Source organism: Luteibacter sp. RCC_6_2, assembly GCF_041360655.1.
Classification (GTDB): domain Bacteria; phylum Pseudomonadota; class Gammaproteobacteria; order Xanthomonadales; family Rhodanobacteraceae; genus Luteibacter.
In genome coordinates, this window is sequence record NZ_JBFUPQ010000013.1 from 120,847 (window position 1) to 139,198 (window position 18,352).

17 protein-coding genes are annotated in these 18,352 nt (G+C 65.2%); 7 read left to right on the forward strand and 10 right to left on the reverse strand.

Features of this window, described 5'->3' with window-relative positions:
- Nucleotides 1–62 precede the first annotated feature (62 nt).
- The 10 genes from AB6730_RS15025 to AB6730_RS15070 all read right to left on the reverse strand — a co-directional run bounded on the left by AB6730_RS15025 (nucleotide 63) and on the right by AB6730_RS15070 (nucleotide 12,961).
- Nucleotides 63–884 (reverse strand): carbohydrate ABC transporter permease, encoded by an 822-nt coding sequence (locus AB6730_RS15025; RefSeq protein WP_306848624.1) that lies wholly within the window; start codon nucleotides 882–884, stop codon nucleotides 63–65.
- A complete protein-coding gene (locus AB6730_RS15030) occupies nucleotides 881–1,759 on the reverse strand; it encodes a carbohydrate ABC transporter permease (protein WP_371024414.1) in 879 nt (292 codons plus the stop codon). The genes AB6730_RS15025 and AB6730_RS15030 overlap by 4 nt, the downstream gene beginning before the upstream one ends.
- On the reverse strand, nucleotides 1,756–3,048 hold the full coding sequence (locus tag AB6730_RS15035; RefSeq protein ID WP_371024415.1) for a sugar ABC transporter substrate-binding protein: 1,293 nt from the start codon (nucleotides 3,046–3,048) through the stop codon (nucleotides 1,756–1,758). The genes AB6730_RS15030 and AB6730_RS15035 overlap by 4 nt, the downstream gene beginning before the upstream one ends.
- Nucleotides 3,042–4,535 (reverse strand): glucoamylase family protein, encoded by a 1,494-nt coding sequence (locus tag AB6730_RS15040; RefSeq protein ID WP_371024416.1) that lies wholly within the window; start codon nucleotides 4,533–4,535, stop codon nucleotides 3,042–3,044. The genes AB6730_RS15035 and AB6730_RS15040 overlap by 7 nt, the downstream gene beginning before the upstream one ends.
- Before the next feature lie 117 nt (nucleotides 4,536–4,652).
- On the reverse strand, nucleotides 4,653–6,170 hold the full coding sequence (locus tag AB6730_RS15045; RefSeq protein WP_371024417.1) for a tryptophan halogenase family protein: 1,518 nt from the start codon (nucleotides 6,168–6,170) through the stop codon (nucleotides 4,653–4,655).
- Nucleotides 6,171–6,275: 105 nt separating this feature from the next.
- Nucleotides 6,276–9,317, reverse strand: a complete 3,042-nt coding sequence (locus tag AB6730_RS15050) for a TonB-dependent receptor domain-containing protein (RefSeq protein ID WP_371024418.1) — start codon at nucleotides 9,315–9,317, stop codon at nucleotides 6,276–6,278.
- A gap of 187 nt (nucleotides 9,318–9,504) precedes the next feature.
- On the reverse strand, nucleotides 9,505–10,497 hold the full coding sequence (locus AB6730_RS15055) for a LacI family DNA-binding transcriptional regulator (RefSeq protein WP_371024419.1): 993 nt from the start codon (nucleotides 10,495–10,497) through the stop codon (nucleotides 9,505–9,507).
- Between the two features lie 326 nt (nucleotides 10,498–10,823).
- Complete coding sequence (locus AB6730_RS15060) at nucleotides 10,824–12,425, reverse strand: PepSY-associated TM helix domain-containing protein (protein WP_371024420.1); 1,602 nt, start codon at nucleotides 12,423–12,425, stop codon at nucleotides 10,824–10,826.
- Nucleotides 12,426–12,428: 3 nt separating this feature from the next.
- Nucleotides 12,429–12,692: a hypothetical protein gene (locus AB6730_RS15065; RefSeq protein ID WP_371024421.1), complete on the reverse strand. Its 264-nt coding sequence runs from the start codon at nucleotides 12,690–12,692 to the stop codon at nucleotides 12,429–12,431.
- A complete protein-coding gene (locus AB6730_RS15070) occupies nucleotides 12,692–12,961 on the reverse strand; it encodes a hypothetical protein (protein ID WP_371024422.1) in 270 nt (89 codons plus the stop codon). The genes AB6730_RS15065 and AB6730_RS15070 overlap by 1 nt, the downstream gene beginning before the upstream one ends.
- A gap of 249 nt (nucleotides 12,962–13,210) precedes the next feature.
- Here AB6730_RS15070 and AB6730_RS15075 point away from each other — a divergent pair, with 249 nt between their 5' ends.
- The 7 genes from AB6730_RS15075 to AB6730_RS15105 all read left to right on the forward strand — a co-directional run bounded on the left by AB6730_RS15075 (nucleotide 13,211) and on the right by AB6730_RS15105 (nucleotide 18,218).
- Nucleotides 13,211–13,645: a hypothetical protein gene (locus tag AB6730_RS15075; RefSeq protein ID WP_371024423.1), complete on the forward strand. Its 435-nt coding sequence runs from the start codon at nucleotides 13,211–13,213 to the stop codon at nucleotides 13,643–13,645.
- Between the two features lie 68 nt (nucleotides 13,646–13,713).
- A complete protein-coding gene (gene rsmG / locus AB6730_RS15080; RefSeq protein WP_371024424.1) occupies nucleotides 13,714–14,343 on the forward strand; it encodes a 16S rRNA (guanine(527)-N(7))-methyltransferase RsmG in 630 nt (209 codons plus the stop codon).
- Nucleotides 14,344–14,403: 60 nt separating this feature from the next.
- Complete coding sequence (locus AB6730_RS15085) at nucleotides 14,404–15,252, forward strand: ParA family protein (protein WP_371024425.1); 849 nt, start codon at nucleotides 14,404–14,406, stop codon at nucleotides 15,250–15,252.
- 9 nt (nucleotides 15,253–15,261) lie between these two features.
- The gene (locus tag AB6730_RS15090; protein ID WP_371024426.1) at nucleotides 15,262–16,134 is read left to right on the forward strand and encodes a ParB/RepB/Spo0J family partition protein; all 873 of its coding nucleotides are present in this window, start codon (nucleotides 15,262–15,264) and stop codon (nucleotides 16,132–16,134) included.
- A 23-nt stretch (nucleotides 16,135–16,157) separates the two neighbouring features.
- Nucleotides 16,158–16,691, forward strand: coding sequence for a sigma-70 family RNA polymerase sigma factor (locus AB6730_RS15095; protein WP_371024427.1), 534 nt, complete (start codon nucleotides 16,158–16,160; stop codon nucleotides 16,689–16,691).
- Nucleotides 16,688–17,422 carry a DUF3379 family protein gene (locus AB6730_RS15100; protein ID WP_371024428.1) on the forward strand — a complete coding sequence of 245 codons (735 nt, stop codon included), beginning with the start codon at nucleotides 16,688–16,690 and terminating at the stop codon, nucleotides 17,420–17,422. The genes AB6730_RS15095 and AB6730_RS15100 overlap by 4 nt, the downstream gene beginning before the upstream one ends.
- A 79-nt stretch (nucleotides 17,423–17,501) precedes the next feature.
- Entirely contained in the window at nucleotides 17,502–18,218 is a 717-nt protein-coding gene (locus AB6730_RS15105; protein WP_371024429.1) for a glycosyltransferase, read from the forward strand.
- Nucleotides 18,219–18,352 lie beyond the last annotated feature (134 nt).

Genomic DNA, 18,352 nt, shown 5'->3' on the forward strand with positions numbered 1-18,352 from the left:
TGAGGTCCCCGCCAGGGTGACGCACATGGGAGAGGCATCATCAGTATGGTTCTGCATCATGCTCAACCCTTGACGCTACCCAGCAGCAGGCCTTCCAGGTAGTAGCGCTGCAAGGCGAGGAACAACACCAGCACCGGCAGGATGGTCACGACCGAGCCGGCCATCATCAGCTCGCTGTCCTGCACATGTTCTCGCGATAGCGACGCCAGTGCGATGGGCAGGGTGTAATGCTCCTGTCCGGTCAGCGCGATCAACGGCCACATGAAGTCGTTCCACGCGGCGAGGAAGGTGAAGATCGCGAGCGTGACCATGATCGGCTTGAGCAAGGGCATCACGATGGTGGCGAAGATGCGGAACTCGCCTGCCCCGTCGATGCGCGCGGCTTCCATCAGGTCGTCCGGAATGCCGCTGGCGTACTGGCGGACGAGGAAGATGCCGAAGATCGTCGCCAGCGCGGGAACGATCACCGCGCCATAGGTGTTCACCAGGCCCATGTACTTCAGCAGCAGGAACAACGGCAGCATCGCCACCTGCGCGGGGATCACCAGCGCACCGAGCAAGACCTGGAAGAGACGCTGGCGCCCCTTGAATTCCAGTTTGGCGAAGGCATAGCCGGCCATCAGGTTGAAGGCGAGCGAGATCACCGTGATCGCCGTGGATATCAGCAGGCTGTTGAACAGGTAGCGGCCCATGCCGGCGTTGAGGAAGAGCTGGCGATAGTTGTCCAGCGTGGCGTGGGTCGGCAGCACGGGCGGCGGTAGCGAACTCGCCTGTCCCTGCGGCATGAACGATACCGAGACCATGTACAGCAGCGGCGCGATGGCGATCGCGGCGCCACCGATCAGCAGACCGTTGATGAGGGCTTTCGCCATGCGTGGGCTCATGCCGCTTCTCCCCGTTTCGACAGGCGAAGCATCGCGGCGGTGACCACGAACATGATCACGAACAGGATGAAGGCCACCGCCGAAGCCGAGCCGAGGTTCCACCACTTGAAGCCTTCCTCATACATCAGGTACAGCACCGAGGTCGTGCTTTGCAGCGGCCCGCCTTCTGTCATCACGTAGGGTTCGGCGAACAACTGGAAGTAGCCGGAGACGGTGAGGATGCCGACCATCACCATCGTGGGCTTCAGCATCGGCAGCGTGATGTGGCGGAATTGCGCGATGGCCGAGGCGCCGTCGATGCGCGCGGCTTCGTACAGGTCCCCGGGAATCGCCTGCAAGCCGGCCATGAAGATGATCATGTTGTAGCCGAAGTTCTTCCACACGGCGAAGAGGATGATGGTGGGCATCGCCCAGTGCGGATCGCCGAGCCAGTCCACGGTGGGCATGCCGATGGAGTCGAGCACGTAGTTGATCAGGCCGTACTTGGTGTTGAACAGATATCGCCAGATCACCGCGACGGCCACCACCGTCGTGACCACGGGTGCGAAGAGCGCGGTACGGAAGAACGGTTTGAAGCGGGCCAGGGGTGAATTGAGCAGCATCGCCGCGCCCAGCGAGGCGATCAGCGACAACGGCACGCCCACCACCACGAAATACACGGTATGGCCCAACGCCGACCAGAACAGCGGACGCTGCAGCAGCGACCAGTAGTTCTGCAGGGCGACGAAACGCAGGTTGCGGATGTCCGCCAGCGCGTAGAGATCGTAATCGGTGACGGACAGGACCAATGCCGCGACGACCGGCAACAGGAAGAACAGCCCGAGGATGATCAGCGCGGGGGTAACGAAGAGCCAGGCGGCACGGGTGGTATTCATGGTGTTGCCTTGTGGCCGTGGTCCAGCATCCAGCGGCGTTTTTCCAGGAGACGGTCGGCGCGCCGGTCGATCTCCTCGGCGGCCTGGTCGATCGTGAGATCGCCGTGCGCGGCCTGTGCCGCGACCAGCTGCATCTCGGTGACGATGCGTTCCCATTCGGCGACGGGCGGCGTGGGCTTCACGCGTTCCAACTGGTCGCGGAACGCCGTGGCCTTGTCGTCGTCCTTCAGTGCCGGCGCCAGCCACGAGGAACGGCGTGGCGGCATGTCGCCCAGGATTTCATAAAACCGTGCCTGGATCGCCGGACGGGACAGGAACTCGATGAGCGCCCAGGCATCGTCCTTGTGCTTCGACGCCCGGTAGATCACCAGGCTGGAGCCGCCCGCGTTCGACGCGCCCGGACCGTTCGGGCCGGGCAGCGCCACCGTGCCCCACTCGCCCTGTTGCTCGGGCGGCAGGCGCTTGCGGAACTCGCCGATGTTCCAGGGACCGGAAAGATAGAACGCATAGAAGCCCTGGCCGAACGCGGCCCAGGGGTTGCCGATGCCGACGTTGGTCATCATCGGCGCCTGCTGGTCCTTGAACATCGAAACGTAGAAGGCCAGGGCCTTCTTGAACCCGGGGCTGCGGAAGTTGCCGTAGCGTCCGCCGTCGCGCAGCAGCGGATCGTCCTGCTGCAAGGCCAGCGCCAGCAGTTGCTCGAATTCATTGGTGGGCAACAACACCCCATAGGCCTTGCCTTGCGGCTGGGCCAGCCGGGCCATCATCGCCTGCCATTCGTTCCAGTCGCGTGGCGGGTGGTCGTAACCCACCTTCGCGAGCAGGTCCTTGCGGTAGAAAAGCAGGCGGGTATCCACGTACCAGGGCACGCCGTAGAGCGTGCCGTCGATGACATTGGTCGACCAGATGGCGGGAAAGTAATCGTCGCGGTCGACGACCTTCGAGCCGGCGACACGCGCATCGAGCGGTTCGAGTGCGCCAAGCGCCACCATCTCCGGAATCCACGTGTTACCGAGCTGCGTGATGTCCGGTGTCGAGTCGCCCGCGTACGCGGTGAGCAGCTTCTGGTGCGCAGCCGTGAGCGGCAGCTGCTGTATTTCGACGTGCAGCCCCGGATGTTCGGCCTCGAACGCGGGCAGCAGCTTCGCCACGGCCTCGCCTTCGCGACCGATCGTCCAGAACTGCAAGGTCCGCGTGCCCTCTTCCTGCTTCGCGCAGCCGGCGACCCCGGCAGCGGCAAGCGCCCATGCCAGGGTTATGCGCAGGACGCGCGCCACGCGCTTCACCATAGGTTGGCTGCCGTATCGGCATCGAGCCAGCCGCCGGTGAAGCCGGCGCGTTCGAGGCCCTTGCGGATGTACGGATTCTTCTTCATCACGTTCCAGACGAACTCGCTACGGTAGTTCTCGATCATCAGCACGATCGGTCCCTGATCGATGCCCAGATGCACCGTGTCGGCCCAGCCGAAGCCCGGGATCAACCTGCCCGTGCGCAGTTCGGTCTGCGTGTGGAAGCTGAGGTTGAAGGCGTCGACGAAACCGTACTTCGTATAGATGTACTGGCCGTACTTCTTCTTCATCTCCTCCAGCGCGGGAATCGCGATCTCCGGCGCGAAGGCGATGGAACCGCCCGCGGCGGTCGGTACGATGGTGCCGTCGTCGGAGATGTAGTCGAGGCCGGCGCCGCGAGCGGTGTAGCCGGAGAAGGTGCGCTCCTTGTCGCCCTGCTTCACGATCAGGCCGCCCGGACCGTTGCTGGCGGTGAGGCCCCATACGTTCTTGCCATAGCCGGTCCAGCCCCCGGGATTGGCCACCGCATAGGCCTGCTGAGAATACGCGGCGCGGCGGCTGTTCTCGAAGTAGTCGATGTCGTGCGTCCGGCTCCATGCGTCGCGAATGCCGCGGAAGTCCACCCAGGTGTGGCTGTACTGGTGCCCGAACAGCGGCGCGAAGTTGAGGAAGGTCTGGCCGTGGAACTCGCCCCAGGTCTTGTCGTAGGTCTTCGTCCAGGCGGCCCAGGCGTCGTCGCCCACCGGGTGGGTGGGCGAGCCGAGCGCCATGATGTAAACGAGCATGCCTTCGTTGTAACCGGCCCAGTCGTGCGGAATCTGCTTGCCGCCCGGCGTCCAGCCCATGCTGATCAACGGCTTGTGGTTCTGCGCCCAGGTCCATTCCACGCGACGGTAGATATCGTCGGCGAGGCCACGGATTTCCTTTTCCTTCGCATCGTCGCGGTCGTAGTAGCTCTGTGCGAACAGCACGCCGCCGAGCAACAGCGTCGTGTCGACGGTGGACACTTCCACCCAGCGATCATGGCGCTTGCCGGTTTCCATGTTGAGGAAGTGATAGAAGAAGCCGTGGTAGCCGGTGGCGTCGTCTTCGGAATCGTTCTGCGGCGCATCGTGGAAGAAGCGCAACGTGGCCAGCGTGCGGTCGACCGCCTGCTCGCGCGTGATGTAGCCACGCTCCACGCCGACGCCGTATGCGGTGAGGCCGAAGCCCACCGAGGCGATCGATGCGAAGGAGTTGGTCGGATAGTGGTCGGGAATGAGGCCGTTGGACGGATTCGCACTGTCCCAGAACCACTGGAAGGTGCGCTTTTCCAGATCCGCGATCATCGGCGGCACGGGATGGACGTCCTTGATCGCCACCGCGGTTACGCGCTTCGGCTTGGGCGTTTCCTTTTCCGCCATGGCCAGCGGCGCGGCCATGGCGAGGACGACACCGAGGACGACACCGAGGGCGAGGGAGAGTCGCTTTATCGTTTTGGCTTGCATGACGCGGGTCCTAGCTGTGTAAACGTTTACGCCAGAGGGTCGGAGAAAGGCCCCGGAGGGCCTTGGTCGAAAGGGAACCATACGTACCGGCTCGTCCCCTGGCAATCGCGGAGGCCATCACACCACCTGCGGTGCGCGGCATTCGCGGTCGATGAACTGTTGGTGGGTGGGCATCAGGTCGACGTTCTTCGAGACGACGTCGCGGATGCTGGCCAGAAACCTGGGAATATCCTCATCGGGCATCTGATCGACCAACGGATCGTAACCCTTCGGCATGATGCCCTGGCCGATCATCACCTGGATCCAGCTGACCACGGCGAACATTTCCTCGGCGGTGCGGAAGAAGCGGCCACTGTGGCGGAACAGGTCGATGTTCTCCTGCAACGAAGCCGGAATCGACATGTTCCTGCAATCGTTCCAGAACGGTGAGTCGTCGCGGACGGTGGCCTTGTAATGCAGGATCAGGAAATCGCGGATGCGCTCCGCCTCGAAGCGGGTCTGCGCGTTGTAGCGGTCGACCAGCACAGGGTCCATCACGCCATCGGACGGGAAGAGCTGCAACAGCTTCGAAATGCCGGCCTGGATCATATGGATGCTGGTCGATTCCAGCGGTTCCATGAATCCGCTGGCGAGTCCTAGCGAAACGACATTCCTGTTCCAGGCTTTCTTGCGGATGCCGGTGACGAAGCGCAGCGGGCGCGGGTCCGCGAGGGGGTCGCCGTCGAGGTTCGCCAGGAGCTTCGCGGCGGCCTCGTCATCGCCGATATGGCGACTGGAATATACATAGCCGTTGCCTGTGCGATGTTGCAGCGGGATGCGCCATTGCCAGCCCGCTTCGCGCGCGGTGGAACGCGTATACGGTGTCGGCGCTTCCACGCGCGCGCACGGTACGGCCAGTGCGCGGTCGCACGGAAGCCAGTGGCTCCAGTCCTCGTAACCGGATGCCAGGGCGCCTTCGATGAGCAGCCCACGAAATCCCGAGCAGTCGATGAAGAGGTCGCCCTCGATGCGCTCGCCGCTGGCGAGCAGCACCGCGGCGACATGGCCCGATTCCGGATGCAGCTCGACGTTCTGGATCTTGCCCTCGCTGCGCCGGACTCCACGCACTTCGGCGTATTCGCGCAGGTAACGGGCATAGAGCGACGCGTCGAAGTGATACGCGTAGGCGATGCCACCGAGGGGATTGCTCGCGGGTACGTCGACCGGCGCGGGCATGAACTTGCCGCGGATAGCGGCGACGGTATTGACGGAATAGTCGCCCAGGTCGGCGGCGTGGCCCGCCTGCCGGCCCTTGAGCCAGAACTGATGGAATGGCGTCAGGCCGATGTCGTGGCCCATCACGCCGAAACCGTGGATATAGGAGTCGCCCAGCCTGCCCCAGTCGCGGAACTGGATGCCGAGCTTGAACGTACCCTGCGTACGGGCGACGAAGTCGGCTTCGTTCAGTCCCAGCAGGTTGTTGAAGAGCTTGATGTGCGGAACGGTGGCTTCGCCGACACCGACGATTCCGATCTCGTCGGATTCGACAAGCCGGACGGTCACCTTTCGGCCGAGCACACGAGCCAGCGCGGATGCCGCCATCCAGCCGGCGGTGCCTCCACCGACGACGACGATATGGGTGATGCCGTTGTTCATCGCTGGACCGCTGGTGCAGAGGCTAAGAAATGCGCCCGCGGGGAGACGCGCGGGCGCCAAGTACGGCGCACCCGGCCATGCGTGCCGGATGCGCCGCTGGAGCGCTTAGAACTTGAAGCCAGCCGTGAAGCGGGCGGTACGCGGCACGAACTGGATGTTGCCCTTCTTGTTGAACACGACCGGCGTACCCGTCGCCGGAATGCCGTTGGCGCCGAAGTTCGTGTTGTAGTCGACCAGGTTCTTCCAGTTGAAGACGTTCAGGATGTCGAAGCGGATGTAGAACTTCGTCTGGTCGTTCTCGTTGAGTACGAAGTCCTTCGTGGCCTGGAAGTCGATGTCGCGATAACCCCAGATCTTGCCGCCGACGAGGAACTTCGAACCCGGCGGCGTGAATGCGCCGGGGCGATTGGCCTCGCCTGTCGGGAAGATGTACGGCGAGCCATAACCGTACGTACCGTTCCAGGGCAGCGGCGTCGCAAGGGTCAGCTTCGCCGAGAAGGTGAAGCCCCACGGACCATCCAGCGAGCCGGTCGCCACGAAACGATGCTTCGATGCCGCGTTCGAGGTGACGAACGGGTAATCCTGGATGGTCGCCTCGTCGAACGAGTAGTGTTCCTTGATATCGCGGTTCTGCTTGGCGCGCGTATAGGTGTATGCGAAGTTCGCGCTCCAGCCCGACTCGCGGGTATACGGCTTGTCGGCCGACAGCAGCACCTGGGTCGTACGGGTGCGGATGCCGTTGTTACCGATGATCATCGAACCGAAGCCCGGTACGCCGTTGTTCCAGGGCTGGCCACCGTTTTGGAAGAACGAGCCGTCCGGATAGCGGTTGCCGAGCGTGAAGGCGAAGCCGTCGTACGAAAGCACGCGCGTGATCGTCGCATCCGTGTTCCAGTCGCCGATCTTGTTCGACATGCCGATGCTGAACTGATCCGAATACGGAGCCTTCAGGTCGTTGTTCATCATGTCGACCTCCTGGCCCTTGTTCGAGCCGGCGACCAGCGCCTGCAGGTTCTCGAGGCCATTGAGGTAGGACGGGTCCCAGTTCACGCAGTTCGTGTTCGGACCGACGTTGCAGCTGCGACCGGGAATGTTGAAGAAGATCTCCTGGTACGGCAGGGCCGACTTGGTCTGTTCCAGCTGCAGGTAATCGTAGAGGTTGCGATCGTACGAGCGGCCCGCGCCGCCGTGGATGACGTGCGCTTCGTCGGCGAACAGGTCGTAGGAGAAGCCCAGGCGCGGCGCCCACTGGTTCTGCGCGTGGCGGTTATGCCCGTTGCCGATGTAGTCCTGGTAGTTGATGCCGCCCTTGGCCAGCGTCTGCGCATAGGTCTGGCCCGGGAACTGGCCCTGGGCGTTCGGATCGAGCGAGTTGAAGCCGTCGATCACGTTCTGCGGCGTGACGTAGTCGAGGTAGGACGGGGTCTTTTCCTTATCCCAGCGTACGCCGAGGTTGAGGATGAGGTGGTCGTTGATCGACCAGTCGTCCTGGATGTACGCGCCGTACTGCTTGCTGTTGGTCTCGGCGATCGAATTCAGGCCCGCCACCGGGTTGGAGAACTGCGCCCGGTAAGGCAGCTCGTTGGTGCCGTTCTGATCGACGTTATAGAAGAACTGCGGGTTGGTGTTCTGCGCATCCTGCGCGTGCAGCGTGACTTCCTTGTACTTGTAACCGACCTTGACGACGTGGTCGCCGTGCCAGGTGAGGTCGTTGAAGGTGAAGTCGTCCGAGATCATCGGACCTTCCTGGCCCTTGATCTGGGTGGCCAATGCCGATGCCGAGCCGATGCCGATGATGGCCGCGTCGTTGTTCGGGCGCCAGGTGTAGTTGTAACCGTTGCCGTAGTTCAGCGGCAGGGGGTCGTTCGACGAGTTCTCGTACGAGGCCTTGAACTCGTTGAAGAACCAGTCACCACTGTGCTGCCAGCGGAAGGTGCCGCGGGTGTCGTGGTTCTCGGTGGTGATGGACTGCTCGCGCGACTGGCCCGCGCCGATGTTGTCGGCCTGGGTCTCGCGGCGGACCTGGGTGCTGATCTCGATGCGGTCGCGGTCGGTCAGTTCCCAGTCGATCTTGCCGAAGTACAGCTTTTCGTCGAACGGCAGGTTGGCCGGGCCCAGCGCCGCCTGCGCGGCCGCCGGAAGCAGGCCGACGGCGGACGCGGGCACATCGGAACCCGGCGTCACGGTGATCGGCGTATCGAACTTCTTCTGCTCGAAGGTCACGAAGAAGTGCATCTTGTCCTTGATGATCGGACCGCCGAGCGCGAAACCGTATTCCTTCTCGAACGAGCGCGCCTTGTCGCCGTCTTCCTCGGCCGGCGTGCGGCTGCGGTACTTGTCCGAGGTATAGGTATCGAACACTTCACCGTGGAACTCGTTCGTGCCCGACTTGGTCTCCGCCGTGATCGCGGCCGACGAGACCTGGTCGTACTCGGCCTTGTAGTTGCTGGTGATGACCTTGTATTCACCGATGGCCAGCTGCGGGAACGGGTTGCCCTGGCTGTTGACCTGGCCGGCGACGCCGCCTTCCTTCACGTAGCTCTTCTGGCCCACGCCGTCGATGAAGACGTTGACGGAGCTGTTGTTCTGCGCACCGCCGCGCAGCGAGGTATGACCCTGCGCGTCGACGCTGAACACCATGCCCGGCACGGTGTCGGCGAATTCGAGGAAGTTGCGCGAGACCTGCGGAATGGTCTGGATCTGGCGCAGCGAGATCGTCTTGGCGACTTCGGGCGTCCTCACCTCGGTCAGCGTCGTCGCGCTCACCGTCACGCCTTCCAGCGATGCGGCGTTCGCCGCGTTGGCGGTGACGTCGCCGGCGGCGGGAGCCGCGGCGGCGAGGTTCAGCGTCGCGGTCGAAGCGACGGTCACCGTCACCGTCTGCTCGGTACCCGGACCCGCGTCGACCTTGTACGTCGCCGGCGGCAGGCCGTTGATGATGTACATGCCATCCGCGCCGGCCTTGGCGTGGCGGGTCAGGCCCGTCTGCGGATTGAACGCGGTGACGTTCGCGCCAGGCGAAGCCTTGCCGCGGAGGGTCGCATTGGCGGATTGCGCGAATACGGGCGGCGACACCATGGCGGCGGCGACGGTCGCGGTGATCACGCCGGCGAGGATCTTCTTCTTCAACTGCATCGAGGCTTTCATTGTTCCCCTCTCCCAAATGTTTTCTATGTGTGTGATCCACGGAGTCGACATGGCTGTCGTATCGCGGTGGTTGAACCACTCTCGGAGCGTTATGCCCCCGTGTCTCGCGTCGAGCGAAGTCCTGAGAATGACGCCGTCCTGGGGAGTCCCATCCACGGCCCGGCAAGCCGTGCGTTCCGACGGGGCGTCAGGCCCGTCGTCGTACCGTGTCGCCGCCGCCACACGAGGCGCGCACGACCAATTCAGTGCCGACGACGACGCGCGGTTCGGGCGCGGCGTCCTCGGGTGCCTCGATCATCTTGACGAGGCGTTCCAGCGCCGCCTCGCCCAACTCGGCGATGCGTATGCGGACGGTGGTAAGCGGTGGCGTCACGTAGCGCGCCATGGGAATGTCGTCGTAGCCGACCACGGCGATGTCGTCGGGCGTGCGCACCTTCGCTTCGGAAAGCGCGGAGAGGCAGCCGATCGCCATCATGTCGTTGGCGGCGAAGATCGCATCGGGGCGCGGCACCATCGCCAGCGCCTGCTTGCCCGCGTGATAGCCGGACTCTTCGGTGAAGTCGCCCGGCAGGATCACGGCACGCTCACCGAGACCGGCCTTCGCCAAGGCCTCGCGGTAGCCGCGGGCACGCTCCTGCACGTCGTGGTTCACCTGCGGACCCGCGATGAACACGATGCGCTTGCGACCGAGGCCCAGCAGGTGCTCGGTCATGGCGCGGGCGCCGCCGAAATCGTCGACGTCGAGCGAGGCATGGCGATCGGAGCGCACGTGGCTGTTGATCAGCACGGTCGGCAGCACGATCGGCAGGTTCTCGTCGAGGAAGGCCTCGTCGGCGTGGGGTGACATCACCAACAGGCCGTCGACGCGGCCCTGCATCGCGCGCAGGGCGATCGCCGCTTCCGTGGCATCGCCATGCGAGCTGGAAACGAGCATGTACAAACCACGCGCACGGGCGGCGAGGTCGATGCCGCGGATCAGCTCGGAGAAGAAGGCGCCATGCAGGTCGGGCAGCAGGGCGCCGATGGTCTGCGTGCGGCGGGTGATGAGGCTGCGCGCCGCGTTATGCGGCACGTAGCGAAGGCGGGCCGCGACTTCGCGGATGCGCTTCTGGGTTTCCGCCGTCACGCCGCCGTGGCCATTGAGGGCACGCGAGACGGAAGCCACCGATACGTTGGCCATTCTCGCGACGTCTTTGATCGTCACACTCACGTGGTTATCGCCCTTGACCAGCCCTCCCGGGGCCTGACGGCGCGGAACGTAAACGTTTTCACACGGCCTTGTAAAGCGTGCGAAATCAACCGTTTGCTGCATCGCAGTAGGATCTACGCGAACACGCGATACCACTTAGCGGCACCCGTTAAAAATACGTGTGCCGTCAGCGGTTTGAGTGGTACGCAAGAAATTGTGGCGTCGCAACAGCAAATGCAGACAAACTCTTCACGGAAGTAAATAGCTGTCGCGTCAGGAACCACGTAACGCGCGTTACATGGATTTGCCGAATTCGCTCACGCTTCCTGCAACTCGCGGGCGGCTCGTTCGCTGCCCGGGCGCCGCGACGACCACACGCTGCACGGGTCCCCTTCAATGGCACGACGGCGCGTGGCGAAGCCCAGCCACGCAAACCCCACACCCATCGCGATCGCGACCACATCGACCCCCAGCACCGCGAAGCGGCCTTCGCCGAGCGTGCGTAGCAGGCGCTCCCCATGGATCGTCGCGTCGAGCACGCCGACGGCCACGCTGATGAAGGCGGTGGCCCAGAGCAACTCCACCGCCGCCCTGGCGGGCAGGCGCCAGAAGGTCCAGAGGATCGCGGCGGCGAAGGCCGTGAAGCACACGGGCTGGACGATGGCCGTCGGGGAAGCACCCCACAGCGGACCCAGGAGGTTCGCCAGGAAGGTGGTCGAGATCGCGAAGCACGCGCCGATGCAGACGCCGACGGTGGCGGTCGCCATCGCGCGCACCTTCAACGGTTGGTCGGCCTGGCGCCGTTTGCGTCGTGATTCGATGTAGAGCAGGTTGCCGGAGTAGAACAGGAAGGCACCGGCAAGGCCGAGCACGAAGTACAGCCAGCGGAGCGGCAACCCGCCGAAGCTGCCGAAGTGCAGGCCGAAGATCGCCGAGTACGTGGCGTGGTTCGCATCGCGCGCACCGCTCAGTTGCATGCCGAGAACCTTCCCGCTCGCGGCATCGAGCGAGACCATGCCGTATTCACCGAGCGTCTTCGTCGAAGTGCCGCGCACTTCCGCCGCGGCGCCCTGCCGGCCGTAGTGCACGTAACGCATGTAATCCGGTTCGAAGTTGGCGGCACCCGCTGCGAGTGCGGCCTGTCGTGCACGCGCGCCAAGTTCGGCGGGTGAAAGCATCACCGCCGTGCCGCCCTTGTCCTGCGTGGCCGGCAAGGCGCTGGTCATGCGTTCGAAGGCAGGCATCAGCTTGCCGTCGAAGATGGCCGTGTTGAACGCGACCAGCATCACGAGGGTGAGGCACAGCAATGCGCCGGTAATCGCGAAGATGATGTGGAAGGGCAGGCTGAGGATGCCGATCACGTTATGCGCGTCCTGCCACAGGCGCTTGAGGTTGTGCCCGGGACGCAGCGCGAACAGTTCGCGCACGAGGTTCGGCAGGTGGATCAACAGTCCGGTCAGCAACGCCAGTCCGTAGATCACGCTGACGACGCCCATGAGATAAATGCCGACGACGGGAATGCCGAGGTCGTAATGCAGTTCGTAGACGAAATCGGCGAGGCCGTGCTCGTGGTCTTCCGAATCGCGTGCTGCCGTTTCGCCCAGCGACTGGGTCTTCCACTCGCCGTTCTTTTCCATCCAGTACGCGGCCACCTCGTGCGAGGGATGGTCGGCCGGGTAGGTCACGCCGATCTGCTCGCGGGCGGCCGGATGCTTCGCCACGATGTCGGCCAGCATGGCGTGCGCGCGGTCCATGGTGTCCGCACGGGCCATCTCGGTGCGCGGCACCGCCCAGGCGTCGATCTCTTCATGGAACATGGTCAGCGCACCGGCGTAGAACGCGATGAACAGGGCGAAGCCGGCCAGCAGGCCGGTCCACGTATGGACGGTGGTGAAGGTGCGCAGCGTGGAGGCTTTCATCGGTCAGAGCCCCGGCATCGTGTGCTTGGCGAGGAACAGCGTGGCGAACGCGGCAAGGTTGGCCACGGCCAGCCATGCCCAGGCTCGGACGCCTGTGCGGAAGAGGAAGGTGGCGGCCATGATCCCGATCCACAGCGGGAAGAAGATCACCATCATCGGGATGACCACCGATTCGCTCGAATGTGGCCAGAGCCAGATCGCCACCGCGACCAGGGCCATGGACAACGGGAGGCCGAGCACGATGCCGGCGAAGGTCTTGGCGAGCATCAACGTGGCTTCCGTTCGGTGGCCGGGCGGAACAGCCAGGTGATGTAGGGCAGGGCGACGCCGCCCAGCATCAGGGCGGTCAGCGCCGAGAAAATGCCCGGAAGGGACGTCTCCCCCACGATCCAGGCGGCCAGCGCCGCGATGGCGAGCGCGCCGGCACCGAGACGGGCAGGGCGCCCGAGTGGCCGCCGCAACAACCGTTGGTTCCGCGAGGCCAGATAGGCGAGGGCCATGGCGATGAAAGCTGCCACGCAGCCGAGGAGATTCATGGGCAGGACCGGCGACAAGGACTGATTGATAATTATTATCATTTGCCACTAGCCGGTCAAACTTGCGCCAGTTGGCCTTGGGTTGCTCAAGTTTTGACCAACCCGTCCGTTAACTGAATAGGGGGCGTTGGTAAAACTAGCGTTAACCCCCTCTGTTAAATTAGGATTAACACCCCAACGATCATCGCGATGCAGCGTCTCGCTGCGCGATGCGACAGGAAAAGCCGATAACCGATTGATGTAGCAGCCATGTTGACCACCGCCCTCATTGCCACGACCCTCATTGCCTTCGCTCTCGCGGCGGCATCGGTTCGTCGCATTCCGGAAGGCCAGGTCTACAGCGTGCGCCGCTTCGGCCGCTCGCCCGCGCTGCTCACCGCCGGTACCCACGTCGTGCTTCCCGTGCTCGATCGCGTCTTCCACAAGATCGACCTCGGCGGCCAGGTGCTTCGCTTCGAAGGCGGCACGGTCTATTGGCAGGTGCTCGAACCGGAAGTCGCCGACGAAGTCATCGACGAGGCGCCCGAACTGATCCGCAGCAATGTCGTCGCCGCCCTGCGCGACACCGACACGGGCCGCCCGGCCGACCGCCGCGCCGTCGGCACCCAACTCAAGCACGCCGTGAATGGTTCGCTCCGTGCGCGCGGCATGCTGGTGACCCGCGTCGAACTCGACGCCGCCTGATCCTCCGCGCTGGCGCCTTCGCGCCGGCGCTTCCATACTCTTGCGCCCTCGCCTCACCCTGGTGCCGCATGACCGCGCGCGAAGCCCTGCAAGCCCAACTCGAACGCGGCATCGCCGCCCTGGGTGCGACCCTGCCCGATGGGGCGGTCGACCGCCTGCTCGATTACCGGGAGCTGCTGGAGCGCTGGAACTCGGCCTATAACCTGACGGCCGTGCGCGACGCCAACGAGATGGTCTCCCGCCACCTGCTCGATTCGCTGGCGATCCTTCCTTATGTCCACGGCCGCACCCTGGCCGATCTCGGTACCGGCCCCGGCCTGCCCGGCATCCCGCTGGCCATCGCGGAACCGGCGCGAGAGGTGCTCATGGTCGACTCCAACGGGAAGAAGGTCCGCTTCCTGCGCGAGGCGATCCGCTCGCTGAAGCTGGTCAACGCCAAGGCTTTGCAGAGTCGTGTCGAGGACGTCGAGGGCACGTTCGAGTGCGTCACGGCCCGGGCCTTCGCCTCCCTGGCCGACATGCTCGGCTGGGGCGGCCACTTGCTGGCGCCCGGCGGCGTCTGGCTCGCGATGAAGGGCAAGCATCCGGCGGAGGAACTGGATGGCGTGCCGGAGGGGTTCCGCGTGGAAGCGATTCACGCCTTGGGCGTGCCGGGCGTCGACGGGGAGCGGCACCTGGTGGTGATCCGCCGGGCCTGACCGCTCCATTGAAGATGCTACGCTAACGCCCTTTCCGCGCACGGTAGCTACCGGTACTCCATGGCCCGCATCCTCGCAGTCGCCAACCAGAAGGGCGGTGTCGGCAAGACCACCACCTCCGTCAACCTCGCCGCGGCCCTGGCCGCCGCGAAGCGCAAGGTGCTGCTCGTCGATCTCGATCCGCAGGGCAACGCCACGATGGCCTCGGGCGTGGACAAGCACGAGGCCAAGCCGAACGGCTGTGAAGTGCTGTTGGACGAAGCCGACATCGGCGACGTGCTGGTACGCACCGAGGCCGGATTCGACCTGCTGCCGGGCAATGGCGACCTCACCGCCGCCGAACTCAAGCTGATGGACGGCCTGGCGCGCGAGCATCGCCTGAAAGAGCAGCTGGCGAAGATATCGGACGGGTACCACACCATCCTGATCGACTGCCCGCCCTCGCTGCACCTGCTCACCCTGAATGCGCTGACCGCGGCCGACGGCGTGCTGATTCCGGTGCAGTGCGAGTACTTCGCCCTGGAAGGACTGTCGAGCCTGCTCGACACGATCGCCGCCGTGCGCCAGCGCCTGAATCCGAAGCTGGAGGTCGAAGGCCTCCTGCGCACCATGTACGACGTACGCAACAACCTCGGCAACGAGGTATCGGCGCAGCTCACCCAGCACTTCGGCGAAAAGGTGCTTCGCTCGATCATCCCGCGCAACGTGCGCCTGGCCGAGGCGCCCAGCCACGGCCAGCCGATCCACCTGTACGACCGCGGTTCGCGTGGCGCCATCGCCTATATCGGCCTCGCCGGCGAGATCATCCGCCGCGAGCGCGCGATGAACGCGCAGGATGCCGGTGAGCTCGCGAACGATCTCGACGAAGTCGCGCCCGATGCCGGCGGCGCGACCCCGACGACCCCTTAAGGAGCACCCATGGCAGCAGCGAAGAAACGTGGACTCGGCCGTGGCCTCGACGCCCTCCTCGGCGGCGGCGCGGGTCCCGACGCCGCCCCCTCGATCGTCGAGCAGGAAGGCGAACTGCGCTTGTTGCCGATCCATCAGATCCAGGCGGGCAAGTACCAGCCGCGACGTCACTGGAACGACGAGGCGCTCGACGAACTGGCCGCCTCGATCAAGGCCCAGGGACTCATCCAGCCCGTGGTGGTCCGCGCGATCGGCAAGAACAGCTACGAGCTGATCGCCGGCGAACGCCGCTGGCGCGCGGCCCAGCGTGCCTCGATGAGCGAGATTCCCGCCCTGGTGAAGGACGTGCCCGAGCAGTCGGTGCTGGCCATGGCGCTGATCGAGAACATCCAACGCCAGGAGCTCACGCCGCTCGAGGAAGCCCAGGCCTTGCAGCGCCTGATCGATGAATTCGACCTCACCCACCAACAGGCCGCCGATGCCGTCGGCCGCTCGCGCGCGGCGGTCTCCAACCTGCTCCGCCTGATCGAACTGCCCGCCTCCATCAAGCAGCTGCTCGACGAAAGCAAGCTGGAGATGGGCCATGCCCGCGCGCTGCTCACCTTGCCGGCGACCATCGCCGAGCCCCTGGCGCTGGAAGCGGCGCGCAACGGCTGGACGGTGCGCGAGCTGGAGGAAGCCGCACGCAAGGCCCAGCTGGCGCCGAAGGGCAAGGCCAAGTCGGCGGCCATCGATCCGAACATCGCCAATCTCGAACGCGAACTGGCCGAACGCTTCGCCACCCGTGTCGAACTCGCCCATGGCCGCGGCGGCAAGGGCAAGCTGGTCATCCACTACCACAGCCTCGACGAGCTGGATGGCATCCTCACCAAGGTCCGCTGAGCGCGACCTGTAAGGAAATGCGCATGGCGCCGGTCCATGAGGGTGTGAATCCGAAGCAGCGCCAGTACGAAGCCATGGTGCGCGCCCTGTCGGCGGACCTCTACCGGTACGCCTTCTGGCTGTCGCGTTCCGAGACGGTCGCCCAGGACCTCGTCCAGGAGACCTTCCTGCGTGCGTGGAAAAACCTCGACAGCCTCCGCGACGCCGAATTGGCGAAGCCCTGGCTGATCACCATCCTGCGCCGCGAGCACGCGCGCCTCTACGAACGCAAGCGCCTGGACACCGTGGAACTGGATGACAACGTGCCCGAAGACGCCGCCTTCGCCAGCCCCGAACGCAGCGGCGACGCCGCGCAGGTGCGCGAGGCCATGTTGAAACTGCCGGAAAAATACCGCGATCCGCTCGCCATGCAGGTGCTCGGCGGCATGACCTGCGAGGAGATCGCCCAGAGCACGGGCCAGCAGCCCGGCGCGGTGATGACCCAGCTGTTCCGGGCCCGCCAGCGCCTGAAGGACCTGCTCGGCGGACGCGCCGTGGCCGAGGGGGGCCGGAAATGAATTGCCTCGAATTCCGCCGCCGGATCGGCGCCGAGCCCCGCTCGCGCGATCCCGAGATCCTCGCCCACCGCGACAGCTGCAAGGACGGATGCGCGGCGTTCTGGCAGCGCGCCCAGCGCTTCGAGGACGATCTCGAGGCCGCCCTTGCCGTGCCGGTGCCCGAAGGCCTCGCCGATCGCATCCTGCTGGCCCAGGCCACCGGTGAACGGCACCGCCAGGTGGGGCGGCGGCGTGCCTGGATGGCGATGGCCGCGTCGGTCCTGATCGCCTTCGCCGGCGTCGGGATGCTCTGGCGCCATGCCGACCTCAACTCGCTGCCGGCCCTCGCCGTGGCGCACATGCCGGAGGAAATGGATGCCATGAGCCTGACCGAGCCGATGACCGACGCCCAGGTCGAGGCCGGTTTCGTCGGTCGAGCCACCCGGCTCAAGGGCCCCGCTCCGGTCGGCGTCACCTACGTGCACGACTGCACGGTCGGCCCCTACCCGGCGGTGCATGTCGTCACCCGCATGAACGACGAGCCGGTGGTCGCGCTGTACATGCCGGGCAAGATGGTCGACAAGACCACCGAGTTCCATCGCGACGGCTGGGACGGCCGTCAGGTGGCGCTCAGTGGCGGCACGCTCGTCGTCATGGCACAGGGTGCGAGCCGGAAGACGCGGGATGCGGTGGAACGTGGCTGGCGAGCCGCGATCGAGGGTCCGACAGGCCAGACCGTCGGCCGGATCTGAACGATTCCCGCTGCGGCGGCCCCATCCGGCGCGGGTTGGGCGATAATGCCGCCCCGAATCTCCTGTCCCAGGAACCGCGATGACCGATCTCGCCGTGGTCGTGCCCGTCTTCAACGAGCGCGACAACATCCCGCCCCTCCTCGCCGAAATCGCCTCGGCCCTGCGTGGACGGATCGACTTCGAGATCATCTACGTCGACGACGACAGCACCGACGACAGCGTGGCCGTGCTCACCGCCGCCCGTGCGCAGTATCCGGAACTGCGGATCGTCCGCCATCTCACCCGCAGTGGACAGAGCACGGCCGTGTGGAATGGCGTGCGTGCCGCCCGTGCGCCGTGGATAGCCACGCTCGATGGCGATGGCCAGAACGATCCGGCCGATATCCCCAAGTTGCTGGCCGCCCGCGAGGGCGCCACGCCGGAACTGAAATTGTTCGCCGGCTGGCGCGTCACGCGGCGCGACAGCTTCAACAAGCGCATCTCGTCGAAGGTCGCCAACGCAGTGCGTTCGCGCATGCTCCAGGACGACACGCCCGACACCGGTTGTGGCCTCAAGCTGTTCGAGCGCGAGACCTTCCTGCGCCTGCCTTACTTCGACCACATGCATCGATACCTCCCGGCCCTGGTCAAGCGCGCGGGTTTCGCCAGCCAGAGCGTGCCGGTGGGCCACCGTCCGCGCACGGCGGGCACCTCGAAATACGGCATGCTCGACCGCCTCTGGGTCGGCCTTGCCGATCTTCGCGGCGTGGCATGGCTGATGCGCCGCGCCAAGGTCACCCGCACCGAAGAGGTCTGACCGCCGTCGCCGCTGAAGCGGCTCCCACAACAGCATCGAGTGGGCAGGTAGGAAGAGACCTGGTGGGAGCAACTGTCTTTTTCCTTTGGCTCCTCAAGGCGCAGTGGATCGCCAGCCGACCTGATCACGGACCA

Excerpts from the sequence above, each read along its gene's own strand:
- AB6730_RS15040 (WP_371024416.1), bottom strand. The coding sequence starts at position 4,535 with ATGCAAGCCAAAACGATAAAGCGACTCTCCCTCGCCCTCGGTGTCGTC.
- AB6730_RS15100 (WP_371024428.1), top strand. The coding sequence starts at position 16,688 with ATGAATTGCCTCGAATTCCGCCGCCGGATCGGCGCCGAGCCCCGCTCG.
- AB6730_RS15105 (WP_371024429.1), top strand. The coding sequence starts at position 17,502 with ATGACCGATCTCGCCGTGGTCGTGCCCGTCTTCAACGAGCGCGACAAC.
- AB6730_RS15090 (WP_371024426.1), top strand. The coding sequence starts at position 15,262 with ATGGCAGCAGCGAAGAAACGTGGACTCGGCCGTGGCCTCGACGCCCTC.
- AB6730_RS15055 (WP_371024419.1), bottom strand. The coding sequence starts at position 10,497 with ATGGCCAACGTATCGGTGGCTTCCGTCTCGCGTGCCCTCAATGGCCAC.
- AB6730_RS15065 (WP_371024421.1), bottom strand. The coding sequence starts at position 12,692 with ATGCTCGCCAAGACCTTCGCCGGCATCGTGCTCGGCCTCCCGTTGTCC.
- AB6730_RS15060 (WP_371024420.1), bottom strand. The coding sequence starts at position 12,425 with ATGAAAGCCTCCACGCTGCGCACCTTCACCACCGTCCATACGTGGACC.
- AB6730_RS15045 (WP_371024417.1), bottom strand. The coding sequence starts at position 6,170 with ATGAACAACGGCATCACCCATATCGTCGTCGTCGGTGGAGGCACCGCC.
- AB6730_RS15075 (WP_371024423.1), top strand. The coding sequence starts at position 13,211 with ATGTTGACCACCGCCCTCATTGCCACGACCCTCATTGCCTTCGCTCTC.
- AB6730_RS15035 (WP_371024415.1), bottom strand. The coding sequence starts at position 3,048 with ATGGTGAAGCGCGTGGCGCGCGTCCTGCGCATAACCCTGGCATGGGCG.
- AB6730_RS15085 (WP_371024425.1), top strand. The coding sequence starts at position 14,404 with ATGGCCCGCATCCTCGCAGTCGCCAACCAGAAGGGCGGTGTCGGCAAG.
- rsmG (WP_371024424.1), top strand. The coding sequence starts at position 13,714 with ATGACCGCGCGCGAAGCCCTGCAAGCCCAACTCGAACGCGGCATCGCC.
- AB6730_RS15095 (WP_371024427.1), top strand. The coding sequence starts at position 16,158 with ATGGCGCCGGTCCATGAGGGTGTGAATCCGAAGCAGCGCCAGTACGAA.
- AB6730_RS15050 (WP_371024418.1), bottom strand. The coding sequence starts at position 9,317 with ATGAAAGCCTCGATGCAGTTGAAGAAGAAGATCCTCGCCGGCGTGATC.
- AB6730_RS15030 (WP_371024414.1), bottom strand. The coding sequence starts at position 1,759 with ATGAATACCACCCGTGCCGCCTGGCTCTTCGTTACCCCCGCGCTGATC.
- AB6730_RS15070 (WP_371024422.1), bottom strand. The coding sequence starts at position 12,961 with ATGAATCTCCTCGGCTGCGTGGCAGCTTTCATCGCCATGGCCCTCGCC.
- AB6730_RS15025 (WP_306848624.1), bottom strand. The coding sequence starts at position 884 with ATGAGCCCACGCATGGCGAAAGCCCTCATCAACGGTCTGCTGATCGGT.